Origin of the sequence: Gilvimarinus chinensis DSM 19667 (assembly GCF_000377745.1) — a bacterium.
In the GTDB taxonomy this organism is placed as follows: domain Bacteria; phylum Pseudomonadota; class Gammaproteobacteria; order Pseudomonadales; family Cellvibrionaceae; genus Gilvimarinus; species Gilvimarinus chinensis.
The window spans coordinates 83,314-106,559 of record NZ_KB898711.1 but is presented as its reverse complement, the minus strand read 5'-3'; the positions used below and the strand labels follow the sequence as shown (position 1 = coordinate 106,559).

Below are 23,246 nucleotides of genomic sequence, written 5' to 3'. Positions count from 1 at the left end.
CCGGATTACTCACATTCATTAAAAGCCATTTTGGCGAACAAAGGATGAAATCATGGATAACGATCAATTGAAGTCGAACTTGCTGAGTGCAGAGCATTGGATGCGCTTTGTTTATATGATTCTGTTTGCTGTTATTTTATACGTCGCCGGCATCGTGATGGGCATCGTGGTGTTGATTCAGTTTGTTTTTGCCCTGATAACCGGCAGCGATAACAGTAACTTGCGCCAGCTGGGTGATTCGCTGTCGCAATATATTTATGCGGCGTTGCGCTTTTTAACGTACAACAGCGACGATAAGCCATTTCCTTTTGCCGATTGGCCAGAACCTGCGCCGGTTGAAGAGGAGATGGTAGAGCCAGCAGAGCCCGCACCCGCTGCAGCGCCTGCCACCGGCGACATCACCGAAGAGCCTCCGGTATCGACAACCGATACCGGTTCAACTGAGCCGAAAACTGACAAATAAACAAGCGCTGGATTTTCGTGCGACTTTATATTCTGCGACATGGACAAGCCGAATCTTACCGCCGGGACGATGCGTCCCGGCAGTTAGTGGCATCGGGGCGGGCCGAGGTAAGCGCCACGGTAACTCGCCAGTCAGCGTTGATGGGCGCGCTCGCCATCTGGAGTAGTCCTTATATTCGCGCGCAGCAAACGGCGGGTATTGCCGCCGAGGTGCTGGGCGTGACAGCAGGCATATCGCGTACCTTGTCTGAACTCACACCGGAGGGTTCTCCCGGAGCGGTCATCGACGAAGTGTATCGGTCTGGTTTAGATGCACTGCTTTTGGTGAGTCATCAGCCATTGGTCAGCTGCCTGTTGGATGCACTTTGTGGCCCCAGTGATCAGCACGGCATGAAAACGGCTTCACTCGCCTGCGTTGAGTGCGATGTTGTCGCGGCAGACTTGGGGCATTTGCAATGGCTTGTGCATCCATAAGTGTTTCGCACGGCTATAAAGAAAGCATTGAGCATAGCTTTGCTTGAAATACATCTATTGACGAGGGGTTGAGTTAAGTGGGTGAGCGTCAGTTTGATATCGATGGTTTACACTTTGCCGCGCAGCAGTGGGGCGATCCAGAGGGTAAGCCCGTGTTAGCGCTGCACGGCTGGTTGGATAACAGTGCGAGCTTCGCGCTATTAGCTCCCAAGCTTAAAGGTTTGAATGTCATCGCATTGGATCTGGCGGGGCATGGCCAAAGCTGCCACCGACCGGGCAGTGCGCCTTATAATATTTGGGAAGATGTCGCCGAGGTTTTGGCCATTGCCGACCAGTTGGACTGGCATCGGTTTTCAATTTTGGGGCACTCACGGGGCGCCATTATCGCGGGGTTAATCGCTGGCGCTTTCGCCGATAAAATTGACCGCTTGGCTTTAATTGAGGGGTTGTTTCCCGAGCCTCTTGCGCCAGAAAAAGCACCCCAGCAACTGGCTGAATCCATCATCAAAACCCGCGAGCTTGCGGGTAAGCCACTGCGCTTGTTTCCAAGCTTAGAGGCGGCGGTGAAAGCGCGTATTAACGGCATGTTTCCCCTTGGTGCTGAAGCGGCAAGATTGCTCACCGAAAGGGGAGTGCGCAAAGTGCCTGGGGGCTACCAGTGGAGTACCGACCAGCGTTTACTGGCGCCATCGTCTTTTAAGTTTACTCGCGAGCAAATTGGTGCTTTTGTTGAATCTATTAAGGCGCCCTGCAAGATTATGTTGGCCCGCGAAGGTATGCCTAAATTATTTCCCGGGTTCGATCAGGCGGTAAAGGCCTATCCGCATTTGCAGTTGCAGATGCTAGATGGTGGCCATCATTTACATATAGAAGAGCAGGTGGACCAGGTTGCTGAGCAGGTTAATGCGTTTTTTGATTAAGGGTTTTGTGCTTCTTGGGTTGCTGCTGAGCAGTGCACTCGCTCACTCCGCTGCTAGCGCGTTAGTGATCAACGATTACCCCGATGCTCGATTGGTTTTCTCCTCTAAAAAAGAGGTGAATGATTATGTGCTGGCTTTGAGCAACTACAAAAAAGTGCGTGGTCTGTGGCGCGTAGAGGAGCAGCGACTAGGGGGCGATCTCTCTCGCAAGACCTATCAGTTACCTGATCACCATTCGGCTCTCGATGGGTACAACTTTTTCTACCAGCAGCTTAAAAAATACCCTTTGCGGGAGCTGTTCACTTGTCAGTCTCGAGAGTGTGGTGAATCCAATACCTGGGCCAACATTCATTTTGGTGTGTTGCAGCTTTATGGTTTGGATCAGTATCAATACTACGGGGTGTTTGAGATAACGGCGCCGGAGTACGCGGGTATTTATGTCACTTTGTACAGTGTATTGCGCGGCAATAAGCGGGTCTTTGTGCATGTAGAGGTGTTAACCAGTGAAGAGTCCAGCAGGTTTCAGGCAGCGAGTAATCCGGCAACGCTGATAAAACAGTTATCGCGTGATGGCTTTACGGTTTTTTCTGGATTGCGTTTTGCCTCTGGTAATGAACTTAGCTTGGCTCCTGCTCATGTTAAAGCGCTGGCAAAAGCGTTGAGGGAGGCTCCGCAGATGAGTGTGGCTTTAGTTGGCCACAACTATGTCCTTCAGTCTTTAGCGCGTCAGCGCGAACAATCGCTCGCTTATGCAGAACAACTTAAGCGCGCGCTGATAGCTGAAGGCGTGCAGGAAAAGCGATTGCAGGTTTACGGTTTGGGTGGTTTGGCTCCGGTGGGAAAGGGGGATGCCGAAGCCCGTGTGGATGTGGTTTTATTGCGTTAGGCCGGGCCTAACGCAGGCGCTGAGCAATTAACGCAGCAAAGATAAAAATTCGGTACGGGTTGCCTGATTGGAGCGGAAAGAGCCCAGCATGGCGGATGTTTTCATGGATGAGTTTTGCTTTTCTACCCCGCGCATCATCATGCACATGTGTTTTGCCTCGATAATCACCCCCACCCCTGAAGCACCGGTGATGCTTTGGATTGATTCTGCAATTTGTAGAGTAAGCTGTTCCTGAATCTGTAGGCGGCGCGCATACATATCAACAATGCGTGCTACTTTTGACAGCCCCAGCACATGACCCGTGGGAATGTAAGCAACGTGAGCCTTGCCGATAAAGGGCAGCATGTGATGTTCGCACATGGAGTACAGTTCGATGTCTTTCACCATGATCATCTCGCTGGAGTCGGACGGAAACAGTGCACCATTGACCACTTCTTCGAGAGACTGATGATAACCTTTGGTTAAAAACTGAAACGCTTTGGCGGCGCGCTTAGGGGTATCGACCAGGCCAGGGCGGTCTAGATCTTCACCGATACCTTCAATAATTTTGGCAAAATGCTCTTGCATGCGACTGTGTGTCCTGTATGACCCGGGCAGCTGGCCCATTGGGTTCGGCTCTGTGCCAAGCCCGGTTAAACAAATGTTAACAGGCTCAGGGTAGTATTACCCTTTTATGAAAGGGCGGCAACATTACGCCAACTGGCGCTTCAGGTAAAGGCTTTATCTGGTTTTGCGCTACAATTGCCGCCCCAGCCGGACGAATAACCGTCACGGAAAACCATGTGCCGCGAAAAGGGCCGTAATTATGCTTGATCAGCAAACCCAACTTTGTGCCGAATTGTCCAGTGTCCGCGATTTTATTCGCTATGGTGCCAGCGAATTCAATCGCGCCGGGCTCTATTTTGGCCACGGTACTGATAATGCCTGGGATGAGGCCGTGCAGTTGGTATGCGCGGCTATTTCGCTCACCGGATTCGATAACCCGGCCATTCTGGAGGCGCGCTTAACCCACAGTGAAAAGCTGGCGGTGCTGGATTATTTTGTCCGGCGAATTGAAAAGCGAATGCCGGCCGCTTACATAACACGTCATGCGCGTTTTTGTGGTTTGGATTTTTATGTGGACGAGCGTGTGTTGGTGCCTCGCTCGCCCATTGCAGAGCTTATTGAGCAGAATTTTGCGCCCTGGCTTTTAGATGCGCCTGAGTACATTTTGGACCTGTGCACCGGCAGTGGCTGTATTGGTATCGCCTGTGCGTATCAGTTCCCTGATGCGCAGGTGGCCTTGAGTGATATTAGTGCCGACGCATTGGCGGTGGCAGAGCGTAATGTTGCCGAACACGACCTATCTTATCGGGTGAAAACGGTACAGTCTGACTTGTTTGCCGGGTTGGCAGGCCAGTGTTTTGATTTGATTGTCTCAAACCCTCCCTATGTAGATGAGGAAGATCTGGCCGCCATGCCTGCAGAGTTTCAGGCTGAGCCGGAAATTGGCTTGGGCTCTGGTGCCGACGGTTTGGCCTTTACTCGCCGTTTACTGTCTGAAGTACCAAACTATCTTAACGATGGTGGTTTGTTGGTGGTCGAAGTGGGTAACAGCGCCGCTGCCTTGGTTGAGGCCTTCCCCGATTTGCCTTTTACCTGGGTGGAATTTGAACGCGGTGGCCACGGTGTCTTCGTTTTGACTCGTGAACAACTGGTTGCGGGGTGAGGCCTGACTAAAAACGGCGTATAATCGCCCCTTTTTCGCAGTAGCAATTAAGGCAAGAGCGTATGTCCGGCAACAGTTTTGGCAAACTTTTTACCGTTACCACCTTCGGCGAAAGCCATGGCTTGGCCCTCGGCTGTATCGTCGATGGCTGTCCGCCGGGGCTAGAGTTGAGCGAAGAAGACATTCAGCTGGATCTGGACCGGCGTAAGCCGGGTCAGTCGCGTTACACCACTCAGCGCCGTGAGGCCGATCAGGTCAAAATCCTTTCAGGTGTTTTCGAGGGTAAAACCACGGGTACTCCTATAGGTCTGCTGATTGAAAACACCGACCAACGCTCGAAAGACTACTCCAATATCAAAGATCAGTTTCGCCCAGCACACGCCGACTACACCTATATGCAAAAGTATGGTGTGCGGGATTACCGTGGTGGCGGTCGCTCGTCTGCTCGCGAAACCGCGATGCGCGTGGCCGCGGGGGCTATTGCGAAAAAGTATTTAAAGGATTTCTTTGGGGTGCAGGTGCGTGGCTATTTGTCTCAGCTGGGGCCCATAGCCATCGATAGCGTGGACTGGGATGAAGTGGGCAACAACCCCTTCTTTTGCCCAGACGCGAGCAAAGTACCTGAAATGGAAACCTACATGCAGGCGCTCAACAAAGAAGGCAACTCCGTAGGGGCTAAAATTACCGTGGTGGCTACAGGGGTTGCTCCCGGCCTGGGTGAGCCGGTGTTTGATCGCCTGGATGCGGACATTGCTCACGCCTTGATGAGCATTAATGCGGTAAAGGGCGTGGAGATTGGCGCCGGCTTTGACAGTGTTGCCCAAAAGGGCACAGAGCACCGCGATGAAATCTTGCCCGAAGGCTTTGCCTCTAACAACGCCGGTGGCGTTTTGGGAGGGATTTCAACCGGGCAAGACATCATCGCTCATATAGCGCTTAAACCTACTTCGAGCTTGCGGATTCCGGGTCGCAGCTTGGATGTGCACGGCAATGAGGTTGAGGTGGTTACAAAAGGTCGCCACGACCCTTGTGTGGGGATTCGCGCAACCCCCATCGCCGAATCCATGTTGGCTTTGGTGATTATGGATCACCTGATGCGCCAGCGCGGCCAGAACAGCGGTGTGGAACATAATATTCCGATTATTCCTGCCGGGCAGGAGTAGGGGTAAGCTTTATGGATGACCTGACAGTTTGCCTGGTACAGAGCGATATTGTCAGTGATAATCCAGCAGCCAACCTGCAGCAGCTGCAGGCTAGCCTAGCCGCTGCCGCACCTTTTAACCTCGCCGTATTGCCCGAGGTGTTTACCACGGGCTTTCATCCCAAGGCCCGCCAGCACGCTGAGGAGATGTCAGGCAAAGCTTGCGGCTGGCTACAACAGCAAGCCCAACAGTACGGCGCGGCTATTACCGGCTCGGTGGTTATGAAAACGCCTGCTGGTTTTTATAATCGCATGCTTTGGGCGAATGGCGATGGGGCGCTGAGCCACTACGATAAACGCCATTTGTTTCGCATGGCCGGAGAGCATGAGCGTTACCTGATGGGGCAGCGCCGTGTGATTATGCCGTATCGCGGCTGGCGATTTTTGCTCCAGGTTTGCTACGACTTGCGCTTTCCCGTCTTCAGTCGCAACCGCGGCGATTACGATGCCATTGTATATGTGGCTAACTGGCCAGAGGCGCGTCACGCCCATTGGTGCAGTCTGTTAAAAGCTCGCGCCATTGAAAACCTAAGCTACGTGATCGGTGTTAACCGTACCGGTGAAGATACCTATGGCCAGGCATACGCCGGTGGCAGCGTCATTTTTGCCCCCGATGGTGAACTGCTGCGGGATGCAGGGCGCAACGCCACTTGCGTAAACGGTGTGCTCAGCGCCGCTCGTTTACATGAATACCGCCAGTCATTTCCTGCCCACCTTGATGCCGACCGCTTTTCTCTGCAAGATTCATCCGATAATTAACTTCTAATGATAAAAAAGGTTTCCGCCTATGATTCGCAAGCTTGTTGCCCCTCTGGCTGCTGTTGCCTCTTTGGTGTTTTGTGCCAGCGCTAGCAGCGCATCCGATCGCCCCGTACACGTGTATTTAGCGGGTGATTCCACCATGTCGATTAAAGAGGCCAAAGACTATCCGGAAACCGGCTGGGGCGTACCCTTTGCCTATTTCTTTAACGAATCCATAGTGGTCGATAATCGCGCGAAAAATGGTCGCAGTACCCGCACGTTTATCGAAGAGGGCCGCTGGAAAGGCATTATGGAGGGCATACAGCCGGGCGACTATGTCATCATTCAGTTTGGTCACAATGACCAATCCGAACATAAAAAAGACCGCTATACCCCGCCTGCGGATTATAAGGCCAACCTGACACGGTTTATCACTGATGTAAAAAGCGCAAAGGCATCGCCCATTTTAATGACGCCGGTCACTCGACGTTACTTTAACGAGCAAGGCGTTATTGAGCCCACCCACAACGGCTACGACGATCTTGCCCGCCAGGTCGCAGAACAAAGCGGCGTATTCTTTGTGGATATGGAGACGGTTACCCGCACTTATTTTACCGAGATGGGGGATGATCTTTCTAAGCTACGCTTTATGCACATTGCCCCTGATTTACACCCCAATTACCCCATTGGCGTGACCGATGACACGCATTTTAATCATTTGGGGGCTCGCGAGGTGGCTCAGCTGGTGCTGGCCGAGCTGAAAAAACAGGGGCATCCACTGGCTCAGCAATTGCGAGAGCCAGACCCTAAGCACCTACGGTAGCCCGCTTAGCCTATTGGTTTGGGTAACAATCTATTACAAAAAGTGCGTCACTGGCCATGGCGTTAGTGTGCGCAACTTTTTATAGTAAGAGGTTGATGAATACTGGGTGTTTCTTTTGATTAAATTCTCTTTACGTGGGTTTGTGTGCCTGACCTTTTTGCTGGCGACGCCCTTAAGTCTGGCCAGTGATGAGTACTGTGTGGCCAACCCCGATGACTGCATGAGTGTGGGCAGCTGGCAGTTCTCGGTTGGCTTAGGGCTGGGCTTGCGTACCAATCCTTTAGTGGACGGCGACGATATACCACTGGTGATATTGCCGGAAATCAGTTACTACGGTGAGCGTTTTTTTCTGGATACCACCTCGGCTGGAGTCACCTTGCTGGAACAGCCGCGTCACATGCTCAATGCGGTGGCTACGCTGGGTCTGGACCAGATGTATTTTAATGATTTGAGTCTGGGCAACTTTGTGATTGAAGGCACTGGGGGAGGCTTTAGCTTTGGTGGTGTTGTTAACTCAAATGACAGTTTGGGCTCTGCATCAGACCCCATTGAGTTGGCTCCGCCTGTAGATGAGACTACCACGCCCACCACCACAGACCGCGATGGTCCCAGCGAATTTTTCCATAAAACTCACGTCGCAAGCCCTCAGCTTGAACGCGAAATAATCACTCTAGATGATATAGGCAAGCGTCGCATGGCTGCTTTGGCAGGTTTGGAATATGCCTATTATGCGGGGCCTGCCGTGTTCAGTGTACAGGCCTTGCAGGATGTTTCTCGTGTGCACGAAGGGCAAGAGCTGCGTGCGGGGCTGGATTACCGCCTTAAGGGCGAGAAGAATTTATTCACACTGGCAGGTGGTTTTGTCTGGCAGTCGGAAAAAATCATCGATTATTACTACGGCTTGGACGCCTCGGATGTGGGGGATATTCGTGAGCTGTACTACAGCGGTGAGGATACCCTGACACCCTTTGTGCGGCTTGATTGGATACGCCCCATCAGCCCCAGCTGGACTTTTCAGGCCACCCTCCATAATAAATGGTTGGGTGACGGGATTACCAACAGCCCGTTGGTCGAAAAGAGCACTTCTACCACGATATTCGTTGGAGGGGTGTATCATTTTTAAATGCGGTAAATGGATGTTATTCGCGTCGCTATTAATAACGGTTAAGACGTATGGGGATGAGGCAGCCGCGGTACAGCTTGAAATCCGCCCCAGTCTTTGCATTCTTGAGCGCGGCGAGCAGGTCTGCGATGATGAAGTGCAAATCAGTTGGAGCGCTGAACAGTCTTATTCTGCCTGTTTGTATGCCAGCGGCTCGCAAAAGCCTATACGCTGTTGGGAGCATAGCCGTAACGGAAATTACACGTCGATGTTGGCGGCACAAGATGACATATATTTCCAGCTAATTGACACTGCAGAGGCCCAGAGGAAAGTGCTGGCCTCTGCTGCTTTTGAAGTGGTGGCCGATGCCCAAAAGTATCGCCGTCGCCGCCGTAACCCCTGGAGCTTTTTTTAATGAGTGTGGTGCTACTGGCTGAAGATGATGAACGCCTTGCCGCTCTGGTAAAGGATTATTTGCAGGCAAATGGGCTGACTGTGGTGGTTGAGTCTTACGGTTTAAACGTGCCTCGCCAAGTGCAGAGCTTGCAGCCAGACATATTGATACTGGATTTAAACCTGCCCGGCAAAGACGGAATCACAATCTGTAAGGAAATACGCGGTGCCTACGAGGGGCCTATTCTCATGTTGACGGCGCGTGACGCCGATGCAGATCAGGTGTTGGGGTTTGAAGTCGGGGCGGACGATTATGTGGTTAAGCCCGCTGAACCTCGCGTATTGCTCGCCAGAATTCACGCGCTATTGCGACGCACCCAGCGGGCTCCTAACGAGGTTGAAGATATTCATGTTGGCGGATTGGCCATTCGCACTAGCGCCCGGGAAGTGACCCTGGCCGGGGAATTAGTACCTTTGTCTAGTCATGAGTTTGATTTGCTGCTCACTTTGGCAAAACAGCCCGGTAAGGTGTTAAGTCGAGAATACCTGTTTACCACAATCTGTAGTCGTCCCTACGATGGTCTTGATCGTACGGTAGACGTTCGTGTATCACATTTACGCAAAAAATTAGGTGATAGCAGCGATAACCCTTCTCGAATTAAGACGGTTTGGGGGAAGGGGTATATGTTAGTCGAAGATGCCTGGTAGGGCTGAATAAGTGCTAAAGCGCACTTTCTTAACCCTTTATGTCGTGGTGGTGCTGGTGATTTTGCTGGCTGGCTGGGGCTTGGACCGCTTATATCAATATGACTCGAATAACAGCTCTGTATCACCTGTAGAGCGTGCATTTATCATTGAGCTGGCTGGCCAGCTGTCCTCCGTGCCCACATCAGAGCAGCGGACATTTTTACAGCAAAAATTGCAAACCCTTACTCTGCACGGCCGCATTTATCGCCGCGATGATGTAGCTGACACCCCCCTGGCTGAAGAATTATTGACGGGCGAGCCCCTGCTTTTGAATGCTGAAGGCGGGCGGCAACTTTACGCTCTCATTCCTGATTCAGAATGGGTGTTGCGGGTGATTATGCCGCAATCCGCAGAGGGGCGTTGGTACGGCGTTTATTTAGCGTTGTTTTATTTATTGCTAGCTCTGGTTATTTACCTTTGGGTGTGGCCGTTAGTGCGTGATTTGCGATCGCTAGAGGCGCAAGCTCGGGCGTTTGGGCGCGCCGGAGCTACTGGCCGTCGTATCCAGCTTAGCGTGCGTTCGCAGGTGTATCAGGTGTCTATGGAGTTTAACCGCATGCAGTCGCGTATTGATGAGCTGCTGGCCAGTTATAAAGAAATGACCTACGCCGTGTCTCATGAATTGCGCACGCCCTTGGCGCGTATGAAGTTTGCGCTGGAGCTCGCGCAAGCAAGCGATGATCGTGAAGTTATTGCCCGGCAGCTTGTGAGTTTGCGAACGGACGTTAGCGATATGGATTCGTTGATCACTCAATTGTTGGGTTACGCCGGGTTTGAGGCGCAAACGCAACAGTTAGTCATGCAAGGCGAGCCGGCTGCTGCGTTTGAAGACTTGGTGAACGATTTATGCGTGCGATTGCAGCAAAGCTATCAACACCTTGAATTTAAGGTAGATAACCAGTGGGGCGACCTTGTGGTGTTTTGCGAGTGGCCATTAATGGAACGGGTGCTGCAAAACCTGCTGGGTAATGCGGCACGCTACGCGGATAAAAAAATACTGATTGAGCTAAGCATGGTGGGCGGTGATTACTTCGTTGCTGTAGAGGATGATGGGCCCGGCATAGCTGAGCAAGACCGGCCTCGTGTATTTGCTACGTTTACGCGCTTAAAGCAGGTGCCGGAGAAAGACACGAAAGGATTTGGCTTGGGCTTGGCGATTGTTAAACGAGTGATGAGCTGGCATGGGGGAGAAGTTCGCGCTTGTGACCCTCGGCGCTTGGGGGGAGCGAGGTTTGAGTGCCGCTGGCCGTGTCGCCAAGTTTCCCGCAGCTGAAAAGGATCGGCTGCGGGGGTAAGTTCACAATCCTGTTGCTTGGTTTGTTAGAACTCCATTACCAAAGACGCGTAAGGACCGGTTAAGTCAAGGTCCGCGCCGTAGCTCTTGTTCAGTGTGAGACTGAATGAGCGATAGCCTCCTTCAAAGCCTACATCCACCACTGCATCAAAAAGGTACTTAAGTTTTAGGGTGTAATCGCTGACTTTGTAATCATCAAAGTCGGTGATATTAAGTTCAACTCCCGCTCTCCAGCCGGTAAAGGGCAATTCAGCTTCGAGTAACGCATACCCCATGGGGACTACGTCATCCACGGAAATGCCGCTCTCGGAGCCGAGAAGGTCGGCATTGATCTCGCCATCAAACTGGCGTAAAGAAATACCTAAATCGACATTGATCCAGTTGTCCAGAATCTCGTAATACGCGGTAGCGTCTATGTGACTCACATCTATTTTAGAGTCGACAATTTGCTGGTTATTCCAGCGGATTGAGCGGCTGGCGTTGATGTCTGTATAGGCCAGCCGAGCGTTCGGTAGTAAAGGAATGGGGTGTTCAAAGGCGAGATGAAAAAATCGGCTGTTTTCGTCCGTATAACCTAAGTCCGAGGTGTTTATACCGCCCAGTTCGCCATCGTAATCTGTGCGCCATAGGCCAGCATCGGCCTTAATGGCGAGAACGTCGGCGACACTTAAGGGGGCGAGTGTGGTGAGGGCAATAACGGATGCAAACTTCTTCATGGAAAATCCTGTAACTGATGTTGTGGCGGGCAAGATAATAGCATTATCTATTTATCCTTTAAGCATTGTAAAAACATTTGGCAGGCGTTGCTTTGGCTTCGCTCGCGGTGCACGATGGCACCCAGCTCGCGGTGCATGGGCTTGAGTTTGACATCAACCGTTGCGAGAGACTCGTCCAGTAGCAAGCGGGGCAGTACACCCCAGCCCAGCCCAATAGATACCATCATTTTTATGGTGTCCAAATGGTTGGTAACCATATTAATGGTTAAGGGTAAGCCTCTTTTATCAAACAGCTTTTGTACTTGCGCGGTAGTGTAAGTGTTGCTGTCGGGTAGTATGGCCTGGTACTTGGTGAGGCTTGCCAGGTTAACTTGCTGGTTTGCCAGAGGGTGCGAGGCGGATACTGCGAAGCATAAATCGTCACGCCATACGCTGGTGGCAGCGACGGCGGAGGGCAGTGTGTCTGGCAATGTGATCACACCCAGATCAAAGTTACCTTGCAAAACCGCTTGCATGGCTTTTTCCGAATCTAAAAAATGTAAATCTAAAACGACTTCGGGGTGCTGGTGAGTGAAACGGCTCAGCACGGGAGGCAGGCGGTGCAAGCCAATGTGGTGGCTGGTGGCGATGCTTAACTTCCCACTAACGCTTCCCGTAAGCTCTGCGATAGCGCGCTCGGCATTGTGGAGGCTTTGGGTAATATTTCTGGCGTGGGGTAACAATAGCTCGCCTGCGCGATTGATGTGTATATGTTTGCCCACACGATCAAACAGATCGGTATTCAGACGTTGCTCGAGAAGAGCGATGCGTTTGCTAACCGCAGGCTGGGTCAAGTGAAGGCGCTCTGCCGCTGCTGAAAAGGAGCCGCTTTCGGCCACGGTTATAAAAGTTGCAAGATGTTGAGTGTCCATATTCTGAGTATATCTATTCCTGATTGGAATGGAAAATATAAAAAATATAAGTTTGTTTTATTCTTTGGTCGCGCATACCATAAGTGAAGAAATCGCTGAAGCGAGCAATCCTGATTAGCCAATGCCGAGGTACACATGGCCGCAAAAACCCTTTATGACAAGTTGTGGGATGCCCACCTTGTACAGCAGCGCGACGACGGCTCTGCCCTTATCTATATTGACCGACACATTGTTCATGAGGTGACTTCACCGCAAGCTTTTGAAGGCTTACGTATGGCGGGAAGAACGCCGTGGCGGGTGGATTCGGTGCTGGCTACGCCAGACCACAACGTACCTACGACGGTTAAAGAGCGTGCTTCTGGTATCAGCGGTATCGAAGATCCGGTCTCTTTGATTCAGGTAAAAACCTTGGACGATAACTGCGATGAATTTGGCATCGTAGAATACAAAATTAACGATCAACGCCAAGGTATTGTGCATGTTATTGGGCCTGAGTCTGGTGCCTGTTTGCCCGGCATGACCATTGTGTGCGGCGACTCTCACACGGCCACCAATGGTGCCTTGGGCGCTCTGGCTCACGGGATTGGCACCAGCGAGGTTGAGCATGTGTTGGCGACCCAAACCTTAGTCGCTAAAAAAATGAAAAACATGTTGATTCGTGTCGATGGTGAATTGGGCGAGGGCGTCACACCCAAAGACGTTGTCTTGGCGATAATTGCCAAAATCGGTACCGCTGGCGGCACCGGTTATGCTGTTGAGTTTGGGGGTGATGTTTTCCGTGCCATGAGTATGGAAGGTCGCATGACCGTCTGCAATATGGCCATTGAGGCTGGTGCACGTGCAGGCATGGTGGCGGTGGATGACATTACCATCAACTATGTGAAAGGCCGTGCTTATGCACCCAGTGGCGATGTATGGGAGCGTGCCGTTGAGGCCTGGCGCGACTTAAAGTCTGACGAAGGCGCTCATTTTGATGAAGTCGTGGTGTTAAATGGCGCGGAGATTATGCCGCAGGTGAGCTGGGGCACATCGCCAGAAATGGTGGTGGGGGTGCATGACAATGTGCCCGACCCAGCAGCAGAGACCGACGCGGTAAAACGCGAAGGGATGGCTCGCGCTTTGGAGTACATGGGGTTGAATGCCGGTCAGCGTATTGCGGATATCAAGCTTGATCGCGTCTTTATAGGCTCGTGCACCAATTCGCGTATCGAAGATATTCGTGCCGCTGCCGAAGTCGTTAAAGGCCGTAAAAAAGCCGACAGCGTCAAACAAGCGATGGTTGTGCCAGGCTCGGGCTTAGTGAAGGCGCAGGCCGAGGCTGAAGGGTTGGACAAAATTTTTGTAGAGGCAGGTTTTGAGTGGCGCGAACCCGGTTGTTCTATGTGCCTTGCCATGAATGCCGACAAACTGGGTTCGGGTGAGCATTGCGCGTCAACGTCCAATCGAAATTTTGAGGGGCGTCAGGGGTATGGTGGTCGCACGCACTTGGTAAGCCCAGCGATGGCTGCAGCTGCTGGTGTGGCGGGCCACTTTGTAGATGTTCGTGAATTTGTACGCGGTTAAGCGGGAGTTAGTATGAAGCCTTTTACTCAAGTAACCGGCATTGTCGCCCCGATGGATCGCGCCAATGTCGACACCGATATGATTATCCCGAAACAGTTTTTGAAATCCATTAAGCGTACGGGGTTTGGTAAAAATTTATTTGATGAGTTGCGTTATTTGGATGTGGGTCAGCCCGATCAGGACTGCACGGGGCGCCCAATCAACGAAGAGTTTCCGCTCAATCAGGCGCGTTATCAAGGTGCCGAAATTTTACTCACACGGAAAAACTTTGGTTGTGGTTCATCTCGCGAGCATGCGCCCTGGGCTCTGGATGATTACGGCTTTCGCTGCATTATAGCGCCAAGCTTTGCGGATATTTTCTACAACAACTGCTTTAAAAATGGCTTGTTGCCACTGATTCTCAGTGAAGAAATTGTCGAGCAGTTGTTTCAGCAAATGTATCAAACAGAGGGCTATCAGCTCACGGTTGATTTGCAGAGTCAGCAGGTTGTTACACCAAGCGGTGAAACCTTTGCCTTTGAAATTGATGAATTCCGCAAGCACTGCTTACTGAATGGTCTGGACGATATCGGCTTGACGCTGGAGCAAGCCGATGCCATCAAAGCTTACGAGTCTGAACGTCGCGTGAGTGCTCCGTGGCTGTTCGATGCGGTAAAAAATTAATCAGTGCGTAAAGCATTAAGTAAAAATATTAGGAGTTGGTGTGTCTAAAAAAATTATGATTTTACCGGGCGATGGAATTGGCCCTGAGATTGTGGCTGAAGCGCAGCGTGTGCTTAACGCCGTCAATGATAAATTCAGTTTGGGCTTGTCTTTTGTTGAAGAACTAATAGGCGGTGCGTCTATTGATAAGCATGGTGAGCCACTAACAGACGCGGCAGTAGAAAATGCCCGCGGTTGCGATGCCATTTTACTGGGGGCCGTAGGTGGCCCTAAGTGGGACACTATTGATCGCGCCATTCGCCCCGAGCGCGGATTATTAAAAATTCGCTCTCAGTTGGGGTTGTACGCCAACTTGCGTCCGGCGCTTCTGTATCCGCAGTTGGTCGAGGCGTCCAGCCTTAAACCAGAAGTGGTTTCGGGGTTGGATATTCTGATTGTTCGTGAACTGACGGGCGGTATTTATTTTGGTGAGCCACGGGGCATTCGCACGCTTGAAAATGGCGAGCGCGAAGGCTACAACACCTACAAATACAGTGAGAGCGAAATCGAGCGTATTGGTCGTACCGCTTTTGAAATGGCCCGCAAGCGCAATAAAAAAGTATGTTCGGTTGATAAAGCCAATGTGCTTGAAGCTACTATTTTGTGGCGCGAAGTGATGGATCGCCTGGCACCGGAGTATCCAGATGTAGAGCTGTCACACATGTACGTAGATAACGCCGCCATGCAATTAGTGCGCGCGCCTAAACAGTTCGACGTGCTGGTGACTGGCAATATGTTTGGCGATATTTTGTCGGACGCCGCTGCCATGCTCACCGGTTCAATCGGTATGCTGCCTTCGGCTTCTTTGAATGAAAGCGGGCAGGGTATGTACGAGCCTTGCCACGGCAGTGCGCCGGATATCGCCGGTCAGGGTATTGCCAATCCGCTGGCGACAATACTGTCTGCCTCTATGATGCTACGATATTCACTGGGTTTAACCGAGGCGGCAGAGTGCATAGAAAGTGCTGTCGGCAAAGTGCTGGATCAAGGACTTCGCACGGCGGATATTTATACCGAAGGAAGCACTAAGGTGACTACATCGGCCATGGGTGATGCGGTATTGGCCGTCCTGTAAAGGCTGGTTAATTTGCAGCCAGAGGCTGTTTGCGGCAAGATATATAGCGCTCAAAACGGTGCTCACAAGGCCCGGGGAGAGCGTTAATTCATTCAAACCAGAGAGTTATAAAATGAAAGTAGGTTTTGTAGGTTGGCGCGGTATGGTCGGCTCTGTACTCATGGAGCGCATGCAAGCTGAGAACGATTTCGACGGCATCGAGCCGGTATTTTTCACCACCTCTAATGTCGGTGGCGATGCGCCCAATGTGGCCGAAGGTCTGCCGCCCCTAAAAGATGCCTACGCGATTGATGAGCTCAAAAAGCTCGATGCGATTATTTCCTGTCAGGGCGGTGATTACACCAAAGCGGTGTTTTCTGATTTGCGCGGCGCCGGCTGGGATGGGTATTGGATTGACGCGGCCTCAAGCCTGCGTATGGACAAAGATTCCATTATTGTTCTCGATCCTGTGAACCTAAACGTTATTAAAGACGGTTTGGCGCGCGGTGTTAAAAATTACATCGGTGGCAATTGCACCGTTAGTCTGATGCTTATGGGCCTGGGTGGGTTGTTTGCCAATGATCTGGTCGAGTGGGCCAGCTCTATGACTTACCAGGCGGCTTCGGGCGCTGGTGCGCGCAATATGCGCGAGCTGATTGAGCAGATGGGTACCATTCGTGACGGTGTGGCCAGCGAGCTGGCTGATCCTGCGTCGGCCATTTTGGATATCGACAGCAAAGTGGCGGCAATTATGCGCTCGGGCGAGTTCCCCACCGAAAACTTCGGTGCTCCCTTGGCCGGCAGTGTGCTTCCTTTTATCGACAGTCAGTTAGACAACGGTCAAAGCCGCGAAGAGTGGAAGGCTCAGGCTGAAACCAACAAAATCCTTGGTAACGACGGCAACCCCATTCCGCTGGATGGAACGTGCGTGCGCATTGGCGCCATGCGTTGTCACGCCCAGGCCCTGACGCTAAAACTGAAAAAAGACATACCTCTGGCTGAGATCGAAGATATGCTCGCAAGCCACAACGATTGGGTGAAAGTTGTACCGAACGATAAAGAGTCAACCTTGCGTGATCTGACGCCTACGGCTGTTACTGGCACCTTGACTGTGCCAGTGGGTCGGTTGCGTAAGCTGAGTATGGGCGGTGAGTACCTCAATGCGTTTACGGTTGGCGATCAACTGTTATGGGGTGCCGCCGAACCTTTGCGCCGCATGTTGCAAGTTTTGCGTAACGCTTAAATCGTGGCACACGAGTAAAGCCCTGTCCCACTTTGGTGGGGCGGGGCTTTTTTGTACGATTTCACAGTCGGATGAGAGATGCCTCGCGGCGCATAATATGTCTTTTTTGTGGCAAGGCGCGCGTTTTCACATAAAAACAGGTTTAAAGGTTTGGGACAATTGTGCGAACTGTTGATAAAAAGCTATTTATAATGAATACTTACGTCCGTTTGTGAATAAATATTCGAGGTTTTGGGGCCTCGTTAACAAAAAATGGCTGGCCACTTGTTGTGGCTGACAGGATGTCACAGGGCCGGGCCGTCGGAAGGCTGGGGAGACAATAAAGGAAAGTACTATGCATTTTCGTAAGCTGGTATTACTGCTTGGGGTTTTGTCGCTGGCTGTATCGCGTGCGGCATTTGGTCTTGGGTTGGGGGATATTTCTCTCAATTCAACGTTAAACCAGCCATTAGATGCGCACATTGCTTTGGACGATCTGGGCGATCTGGGCCCGAATCAAATCATCGTCCAGCTGGGGTCACAAGAGGATTTTGATCGAGCCGGTATTGAGCGATCATTCTTTTATTCGCAGCTGCGTTTTAATGTGGTGACTGATCAAGGTGACGATGCTTTTATTGCTGTGAGCAGCCGCGATCCGGTGCGTGAGCCTTTCTTAAGTTTTATTGTCGATGTGCGCTGGACCTCGGGCCGAGTGTTGCGCGAATACACCTTGCTTTTGGATTTGCCGACCTTCTCCGATGAAAGCGCTGCTCCTGTACAGGCTACCGTAACTCCCATTCGTTCTCAGACCACTGATCTGAACAGTCAGGAAGTGCAGCAAACGACAACCTCGGCTGCGGCATCGGCCCAGCGCTCAGGAGGTGGCGAGAGTCAGTATGCGGTTAAGCCTAACGACACGCTGTGGGAGATTGCTCGGGATAACCGTCCCGGCGGTGTAACTATTCAGCAGGCGATGCTGGGTATTCAAAGGGCGAACCCCGAAGCCTTTATCAATAACAACATCAACCTGCTGCGCCAAGGGCAGGTTTTGCGTATTCCTGGTACCCAAGAAATTCGCTCCTTGTCTAATAGGCAAGCGATAAATCAGGTGGCACAACAAAATCGCGACTGGTCTGGAGAGGCGATGGGAGCGCCGCTGGACGCTTCGGGTCGTGGGGCAGATCAGGCTGATCGCCCAAGTTCGGTGACGGGTCGGGTTAAATTGGCGGCACCCGGTGCAACGGCTGATTCTGGTTCCGCTCAAGGTGGCGGTTTCGGCGAGGGTGATGCCTTAGCCGCTGAGCTGGCCGCAGCGGAAGACGAGCTTGAACGCACTCAGGGAGAAAACTCAGAGTTGCGCTCTCGGGTCAGTGACCTGGAAGAGCAGATCGAGACAATGGAGCGCCTGCTTGAGGTCAGTAATGAGCAGCTTCGCGCTTTGGAGGTTGCCGCCCAAACCGCAGACGAGGATACCGAGTCAAACTCTAATGAGTCTGTACAGGAGACTACTGCGTCGAATGATGTGGCCTCATCGGTTACTGAGCCTGCCGAGGTCGAAACAGCGACTGCTCCTGAAGCAGAAGTCGAAACAGCGGCCGCTCCCGAAGCAGAAGCAGAAGCAGAAGCAGAAAAAGAAAAGCCTGTCCGTCAGACAAACACTGTTGTGCGTCGCGCACCAGAGCCGACTTTGATGGATAAGGTTATGGATAATATCCTCTGGATTGGACTGGCTTTAATCGCCTTGATAGTGGCCTTGTTTATAGCCTTGCGTAAACGCTCGGGTAAAGATGAGGGCGTGGAAGAGTTTACTTCTGAGGTGGATGACAGTGTCTTTACCGAGCAAGAGTCCGAGCCTGACTCTGAAGATGACGCTATAGAGTCTGATCTGGAAGACGATTTCCCATTGGATGTGGAAGAACCCACGGAGCCCGAGACGGGAGATGTGGTGAGTGAGGCCGATATCTATATCGCCTACGGCAAGTATGATCAAGCCGAAGAAATGCTCAAAAAAGGCTTAGAGAAGGAACCTGAGTCCACGGCGATAAAGCTAAAGCTACTTGAGGTTTACGCTGAGAGCCAAAATTTGGAGGCTTTCGACAATCTTTACGGCGATGTGCTGGCTAACGGAAATGATGAAGAGGTAGGTCGAGCTCAAGACTTAAGAGCCCAATTTATTGGTGCACCAGATTTTGTTGCTGCTGGTAGCGCTGCAACAGCTGGAGCAGTTATGGCTGAGGCCGCCAGTGAGTTGCTTTCTGATGTCGATGGTGAGGATTCATTTGAGACAAAGTCCACAGCTTATGATGCTGAAGCCACTGCAGATGAAGAGTTTAGTTTTGATTTGGATGGCGCTGACGAGTTGACGCTGGATGATCTGGAACTTGATTCTGAGAATGAAACCGACGCTTCTGTTGCGGATGCTGAAGAGCTGGTTTTGGATGATGATTTCGAGTTTGATCTGGAAGTGGAGGATGATAAAGCTGAGCCCGCTACTAATGAGTTAGAACTTGAAGGCTCCGGGTCACGTTATGACTTGTCGTTTGATGAAGGGCAGGCGTCTACTGATGAGACGGATTTGGAAGATTTGGCGTTTGATTTAGATGCCTCTGAGGGTTTGAAGGAAGGCGAAAGTTCGTCGTTACCGAAAGAAGAAGGCGAGTCGCCATTAGCTGATGATGCTGCAATTGCAGAGTCGTTGGAAGATGGTTTCGAGCTTGAAGAAACTGCGGTCGAAATAGCTGAGGAATCAGAAACGGGTCTGGAGGAAGCAACTGAAACGCCTCTGGGCGAAGAGAAGCCGCTTCTGGAAGATGATTTTGAGTTCACTTTAGATGACTCCCTAGAGCAAGAAACTGCGACAGAGACAACTTATTCTGCGAGTGAGCCTTACGATCCTGCGTCAGAGAGTCGTGGGCCAGAGTTGGACGATGAAGAAGTCCCAACACTCGAGCTGGCAGATGATGGTGATGACTTCGATCTTGAAAAGTCCATGGATGACTTTGATCTTGAGGCCCTGGATCGTGAAATGGCTGATCTTGATGCGTCTGAGCCTCTGGCAGAAGAAAAGATTGAGAGCGAGCCTGATGCTGATGCGAGTGTATTTGAGGCCGATGAGACTCTGAATCTGGATGTCGAAGATGACGATGCTTTTGAGAAAGCTCTAGGTGATGTGTCTGAGTCTGAAACTGCTCGTTTTGATGAAGACGATTCTCTGGATTTGGATGAGTTACCCACCCCAGAGTCCGTCAACGAAATAGCTGAAGAAGATGAGGACCTGGGTTTCTTGGCAGATGCCGATGAGGTTGCAACGAAACTGGATTTGGCCCGAGCTTATATCGATATGGGTGATATGGATGGCGCTAAAGACATCTTGGCCGAGGTTGCAAGTGAAGGTAACGAGGCACAGCAACAAGAAGCAAATAGCTTGCTTGAGAAAGTAAACGGTTAAGTAGTGCTGTTTGTAAAAGCCCTGCATACGAGGGTATGCAGGGCTTTTTTATGTAAACGAAAGTAGTGATTCTGTTTTGGAACGATTTTATTCGCGCAATTGTGAGGTGTTTGCTGATACGCCCTGGCCTTCGGCTATGAAGCGAGTTGCCATGGCTGTGGAGTATCACGGTGCCTCTTTTCGTGGCTTTCAAATTCAGCCGGGCGGGGTTCCAACGGTGCAGCAGGCGCTGCAGGAGTCGTTGTCGATTGTCGCCGATGAGCCGGTTACATTAATTTGTGCCGGCCGAACGGATGCAGGGGTGCATGCTACTAATCAGATTGTGCACTTTGACACGCTCGCTGTTCGGCCCGAAAAAGCCTGGACACGTGGGTTGAAAGCACATTTGCCAGACGGTGTCGGTATTCGTTGGGCTCGGGAGGTAACCCCGCAGTTTCACGCTCGTTTCAGCGCCAAGTCGCGTGCCTATCGCTATTTAATTACCGATTCTAAAACCAAGCCTGCGCTGTTGCACGATCAGGTTACCTGGTCCAGAAATCCGTTAAACGTAGAAAAAATGCGTGAGGCGGCTCAAGCGCTTGTTGGTGAGCATGACTTCACATCTTATCGCGCCGTACAGTGCCAGGCCCATTCGCCTGTTCGAACGATCGAACATTTGCACATTGTGCGTTGCGGTGAGTTAATTTTGGTCGAGGTCCAAGCTAACGCATTTCTGCACCACATGGTGCGCAATATGGTAGGAGTGCTTATGGCCATTGGTGCAGGTGACAAGCCGGTTCAGTGGGCTCAGGAGGTTCTGGAGGCGCGCGACAGGTGTAAAGGTGGCGTTACCGCGCCGCCCTTTGGTTTGTATCTTGTGCAGGTGGATTACGACCTCAGTTTTGGCTTGCCTGAGTCCATACCCGGGCCATTATTTTTAACGGCACCCATTGGATCCTTTGCCGGTTCTGACTCGCTGTCAAATTTCTGCTAAGATTCGCCCTCCAAGTAGATTCGAGCTGGTAGGTTAGGTGTTCACTCCACGGGTAAAAATTTGCGGTGTTACTCAGGTAGAGCACGCGGTTGCTGCGGTTGCTGCGGGTGCGGATGCTATTGGTTTGGTGTTTTATAGCAAAAGCCCCAGAGCTGTGGAAATAGAACAGGCGCGTGAAATAGCCCTCGCTTGTGGTCCGTTTGTCACCACCGTAGGATTGTTCGTAAACGCCGATGCCGACGATGTTCAAGCGATTCTTCGCCGGGTGCCGCTGCAGCTATTGCAGTTTCACGGAGATGAGCCCAGGGACTATTGCGAACAATTTGCAAGACCTTACATGAAAGCCCTGCGCATGCGGCCTGAGCTGGATGTTAGCGCGGCAATTCAAGACTACAGCAGTGCCTGTGGTGTGCTATTAGATGCCTATCGAGCGGGGGTCCCGGGCGGTACAGGTGACACCTTTGATTGGGACCGCTTTCCAAAAGTCAGTAACGTTCCTTTGGTTTTGGCGGGAGGGCTGGACTCGGAAAATGTCGCACAGGCGGTCATCCGAACTCGCTGTTACGGCGTAGATGTTAGCGGCGGCGTTGAGTCCGCACCGGGGCAAAAAAGCTCGGATTTGATCAAACAGTTTATTGAAAATGCCAAACAGGCATATGTGAAAGGTGAGACAGAGTGAGCGATTCAGGTAAGCAAAAAGTTGATTACAGTGCCTTTCCCGACGAGCGTGGCCACTTCGGTATTTTCGGTGGCAGGTTCGTCTCCGAAACCTTGATTTATGCGCTTGATGAGTTACAGGAAATATATGGCAAGCTCAAGGAGAACGATGAGTTTCAGGCGGAATTTGATCGTGATCTCGCGCATTACGTAGGTCGTCCTTCACCGCTTTACCACGCTGAACGTTGGAGTCGCGAACTGGGCGGTGCGCAAATTTATCTTAAGCGCGAAGATTTAAACCACACAGGTGCTCATAAGGTAAACAACACCATTGGGCAGGCATTGCTGGCAAAAATGACCGGTAAATCCCGTGTTATTGCCGAAACCGGTGCCGGTCAGCACGGTGTGGCTACGGCTACCGTTGCGGCGCGGTTGGGGCTGAAATGCCAGGTGTACATGGGCGCCGAAGACGTGCGTCGTCAGGCCCTTAACGTTTACCGCATGAAGCTGCTGGGCGCAGAGGTTATTCCGGTCGAGTCCGGCTCTAAAACCTTGAAAGATGCCATGAATGAGGCCTTAAGAGACTGGTCTACCAACGTCGATGACACCTTTTATATTATTGGCACAGTGGCGGGGCCGCACCCCTATCCACAGTTGGTGCGTGATTTCCAGGCAGTGATTGGTCGTGAAGCTCGTGCTCAATGTCTGGATATGACCGGTAAGTTGCCGGACGCATTAGTGGCTTGCGTAGGCGGTGGTTCGAACGCTATTGGTTTGTTTCACCCGTTTCTCGATGATGAATCCGTTGCTATGTACGGCGTTGAAGCCGGCGGTGACGGTGTGGAAACGGGCCGTCATGCGGCACCGTTAAACGACGGTATTCCCGGTGTATTGCACGGCAACCGAACCTACCTGATGGAAGACGAGAATGGTCAAATTATAGAGACTCACTCAGTTTCAGCGGGCTTGGATTACCCGGGGGTGGGCCCAGAGCACTCTTGGTTGAAAGATTTGGGGCGGGTGAATTACGTCGCCATCAATGATAACGAGGCCTTGGCGGCATTCCGTAAAACCACGCGCACAGAGGGCATTATGCCCGCGCTGGAAAGCAGCCATGCACTGGCTTACGCCGAGAAGCTGGCCCCTACCATGAGCAAAGACCAAATTATTATCGTCAACCTCTCTGGTAGAGGTGACAAAGATATTCTCACGGTGGCCGATATTGACGGCATTACTGTGTAAGGAATCG

At 51.7% G+C, this 23,246-nt stretch carries 23 protein-coding genes; 20 read left to right on the top strand and 3 right to left on the bottom strand.

Annotation, left to right across the window (positions count from 1 at the left end):
• Positions 1-52: 52 nt before the first annotated feature.
• The 4 genes from D568_RS0115175 to D568_RS0115160 all read left to right on the top strand — a co-directional run bounded on the left by D568_RS0115175 (position 53) and on the right by D568_RS0115160 (position 2,742).
• Positions 53-463, top strand: a complete 411-nt coding sequence (locus D568_RS0115175) for a DUF4389 domain-containing protein (protein WP_020210458.1) — start codon at positions 53-55, stop codon at positions 461-463.
• A 17-nt stretch (positions 464-480) separates the two neighbouring features.
• Positions 481-936, top strand: coding sequence for a phosphohistidine phosphatase SixA (gene sixA, locus D568_RS0115170; RefSeq protein WP_020210457.1), 456 nt, complete (start codon positions 481-483; stop codon positions 934-936).
• A 77-nt stretch (positions 937-1,013) separates the two neighbouring features.
• A complete protein-coding gene (locus tag D568_RS0115165) occupies positions 1,014-1,856 on the top strand; it encodes an alpha/beta fold hydrolase (RefSeq protein WP_020210456.1) in 843 nt (280 codons plus the stop codon).
• Positions 1,840-2,742, top strand: coding sequence for a DUF4892 domain-containing protein (locus D568_RS0115160; protein WP_020210455.1), 903 nt, complete (start codon positions 1,840-1,842; stop codon positions 2,740-2,742). The genes D568_RS0115165 and D568_RS0115160 overlap by 17 nt, the downstream gene beginning before the upstream one ends.
• A 27-nt stretch (positions 2,743-2,769) precedes the next feature.
• Here D568_RS0115160 and folE read toward each other — a convergent pair whose 3' ends face one another.
• Positions 2,770-3,309, bottom strand: coding sequence for a GTP cyclohydrolase I FolE (folE, locus tag D568_RS0115155; RefSeq protein WP_020210454.1), 540 nt, complete (start codon positions 3,307-3,309; stop codon positions 2,770-2,772).
• 238 nt (positions 3,310-3,547) lie between these two features.
• Here folE and prmB point away from each other — a divergent pair, with 238 nt between their 5' ends.
• The 8 genes from prmB to D568_RS0115115 all read left to right on the top strand — a co-directional run bounded on the left by prmB (position 3,548) and on the right by D568_RS0115115 (position 10,730).
• Complete coding sequence (prmB, locus tag D568_RS0115150) at positions 3,548-4,450, top strand: 50S ribosomal protein L3 N(5)-glutamine methyltransferase (protein ID WP_020210453.1); 903 nt, start codon at positions 3,548-3,550, stop codon at positions 4,448-4,450.
• A 62-nt stretch (positions 4,451-4,512) separates the two neighbouring features.
• The gene (gene aroC / locus D568_RS0115145; protein ID WP_020210452.1) at positions 4,513-5,613 is read left to right on the top strand and encodes a chorismate synthase; all 1,101 of its coding nucleotides are present in this window, start codon (positions 4,513-4,515) and stop codon (positions 5,611-5,613) included.
• Between the two features lie 11 nt (positions 5,614-5,624).
• A complete protein-coding gene (locus D568_RS0115140) occupies positions 5,625-6,410 on the top strand; it encodes an amidohydrolase (RefSeq protein ID WP_020210451.1) in 786 nt (261 codons plus the stop codon).
• A gap of 28 nt (positions 6,411-6,438) precedes the next feature.
• Complete coding sequence (locus D568_RS0115135) at positions 6,439-7,215, top strand: rhamnogalacturonan acetylesterase (protein WP_020210450.1); 777 nt, start codon at positions 6,439-6,441, stop codon at positions 7,213-7,215.
• Between the two features lie 115 nt (positions 7,216-7,330).
• Positions 7,331-8,338 (top strand): MipA/OmpV family protein, encoded by a 1,008-nt coding sequence (locus D568_RS0115130; protein ID WP_245551644.1) that lies wholly within the window; start codon positions 7,331-7,333, stop codon positions 8,336-8,338.
• Positions 8,339-8,351: 13 nt separating this feature from the next.
• Entirely contained in the window at positions 8,352-8,732 is a 381-nt protein-coding gene (locus tag D568_RS0115125) for a DUF3019 domain-containing protein (RefSeq protein ID WP_020210448.1), read from the top strand.
• Positions 8,732-9,418: a winged helix-turn-helix domain-containing protein gene (locus tag D568_RS0115120; protein ID WP_020210447.1), complete on the top strand. Its 687-nt coding sequence runs from the start codon at positions 8,732-8,734 to the stop codon at positions 9,416-9,418. The genes D568_RS0115125 and D568_RS0115120 overlap by 1 nt, the downstream gene beginning before the upstream one ends.
• A 10-nt stretch (positions 9,419-9,428) precedes the next feature.
• Positions 9,429-10,730, top strand: coding sequence for an ATP-binding protein (locus tag D568_RS0115115; protein WP_020210446.1), 1,302 nt, complete (start codon positions 9,429-9,431; stop codon positions 10,728-10,730).
• Positions 10,731-10,777: 47 nt separating this feature from the next.
• Here D568_RS0115115 and D568_RS21185 read toward each other — a convergent pair whose 3' ends face one another.
• Both D568_RS21185 and D568_RS0115105 read right to left on the bottom strand, forming a co-directional pair.
• Positions 10,778-11,467 carry a TIGR04219 family outer membrane beta-barrel protein gene (locus D568_RS21185; RefSeq protein ID WP_020210445.1) on the bottom strand — a complete coding sequence of 230 codons (690 nt, stop codon included), beginning with the start codon at positions 11,465-11,467 and terminating at the stop codon, positions 10,778-10,780.
• Between the two features lie 47 nt (positions 11,468-11,514).
• Positions 11,515-12,378, bottom strand: a complete 864-nt coding sequence (locus D568_RS0115105; protein WP_020210444.1) for a LysR family transcriptional regulator — start codon at positions 12,376-12,378, stop codon at positions 11,515-11,517.
• Between the two features lie 135 nt (positions 12,379-12,513).
• On the opposite strand from D568_RS0115105, the gene leuC reads away from it, so the two are divergent.
• The 8 genes from leuC to trpB all read left to right on the top strand — a co-directional run bounded on the left by leuC (position 12,514) and on the right by trpB (position 23,239).
• Positions 12,514-13,941 (top strand): 3-isopropylmalate dehydratase large subunit, encoded by a 1,428-nt coding sequence (leuC, locus tag D568_RS0115100; protein WP_020210443.1) that lies wholly within the window; start codon positions 12,514-12,516, stop codon positions 13,939-13,941.
• A gap of 12 nt (positions 13,942-13,953) precedes the next feature.
• On the top strand, positions 13,954-14,604 hold the full coding sequence (leuD, locus tag D568_RS0115095; protein WP_020210442.1) for a 3-isopropylmalate dehydratase small subunit: 651 nt from the start codon (positions 13,954-13,956) through the stop codon (positions 14,602-14,604).
• A gap of 40 nt (positions 14,605-14,644) precedes the next feature.
• Positions 14,645-15,718 (top strand): 3-isopropylmalate dehydrogenase, encoded by a 1,074-nt coding sequence (leuB, locus tag D568_RS0115090; RefSeq protein ID WP_020210441.1) that lies wholly within the window; start codon positions 14,645-14,647, stop codon positions 15,716-15,718.
• A gap of 112 nt (positions 15,719-15,830) precedes the next feature.
• Positions 15,831-16,940 (top strand): aspartate-semialdehyde dehydrogenase, encoded by a 1,110-nt coding sequence (gene asd / locus D568_RS0115085; RefSeq protein WP_020210440.1) that lies wholly within the window; start codon positions 15,831-15,833, stop codon positions 16,938-16,940.
• Positions 16,941-17,274: 334 nt separating this feature from the next.
• Positions 17,275-20,367 (top strand): FimV/HubP family polar landmark protein, encoded by a 3,093-nt coding sequence (locus tag D568_RS20325; RefSeq protein ID WP_020210439.1) that lies wholly within the window; start codon positions 17,275-17,277, stop codon positions 20,365-20,367.
• Between the two features lie 136 nt (positions 20,368-20,503).
• On the top strand, positions 20,504-21,340 hold the full coding sequence (truA, locus tag D568_RS20320; RefSeq protein ID WP_051084077.1) for a tRNA pseudouridine(38-40) synthase TruA: 837 nt from the start codon (positions 20,504-20,506) through the stop codon (positions 21,338-21,340).
• Positions 21,341-21,377: 37 nt separating this feature from the next.
• The gene (locus tag D568_RS0115070; RefSeq protein ID WP_020210437.1) at positions 21,378-22,019 is read left to right on the top strand and encodes a phosphoribosylanthranilate isomerase; all 642 of its coding nucleotides are present in this window, start codon (positions 21,378-21,380) and stop codon (positions 22,017-22,019) included.
• Positions 22,016-23,239, top strand: a complete 1,224-nt coding sequence (gene trpB, locus D568_RS0115065; RefSeq protein WP_020210436.1) for a tryptophan synthase subunit beta — start codon at positions 22,016-22,018, stop codon at positions 23,237-23,239. Before D568_RS0115070 ends, trpB begins: the two co-directional genes overlap by 4 nt.
• The last annotated feature ends 7 nt before the right edge of the window (positions 23,240-23,246 follow it).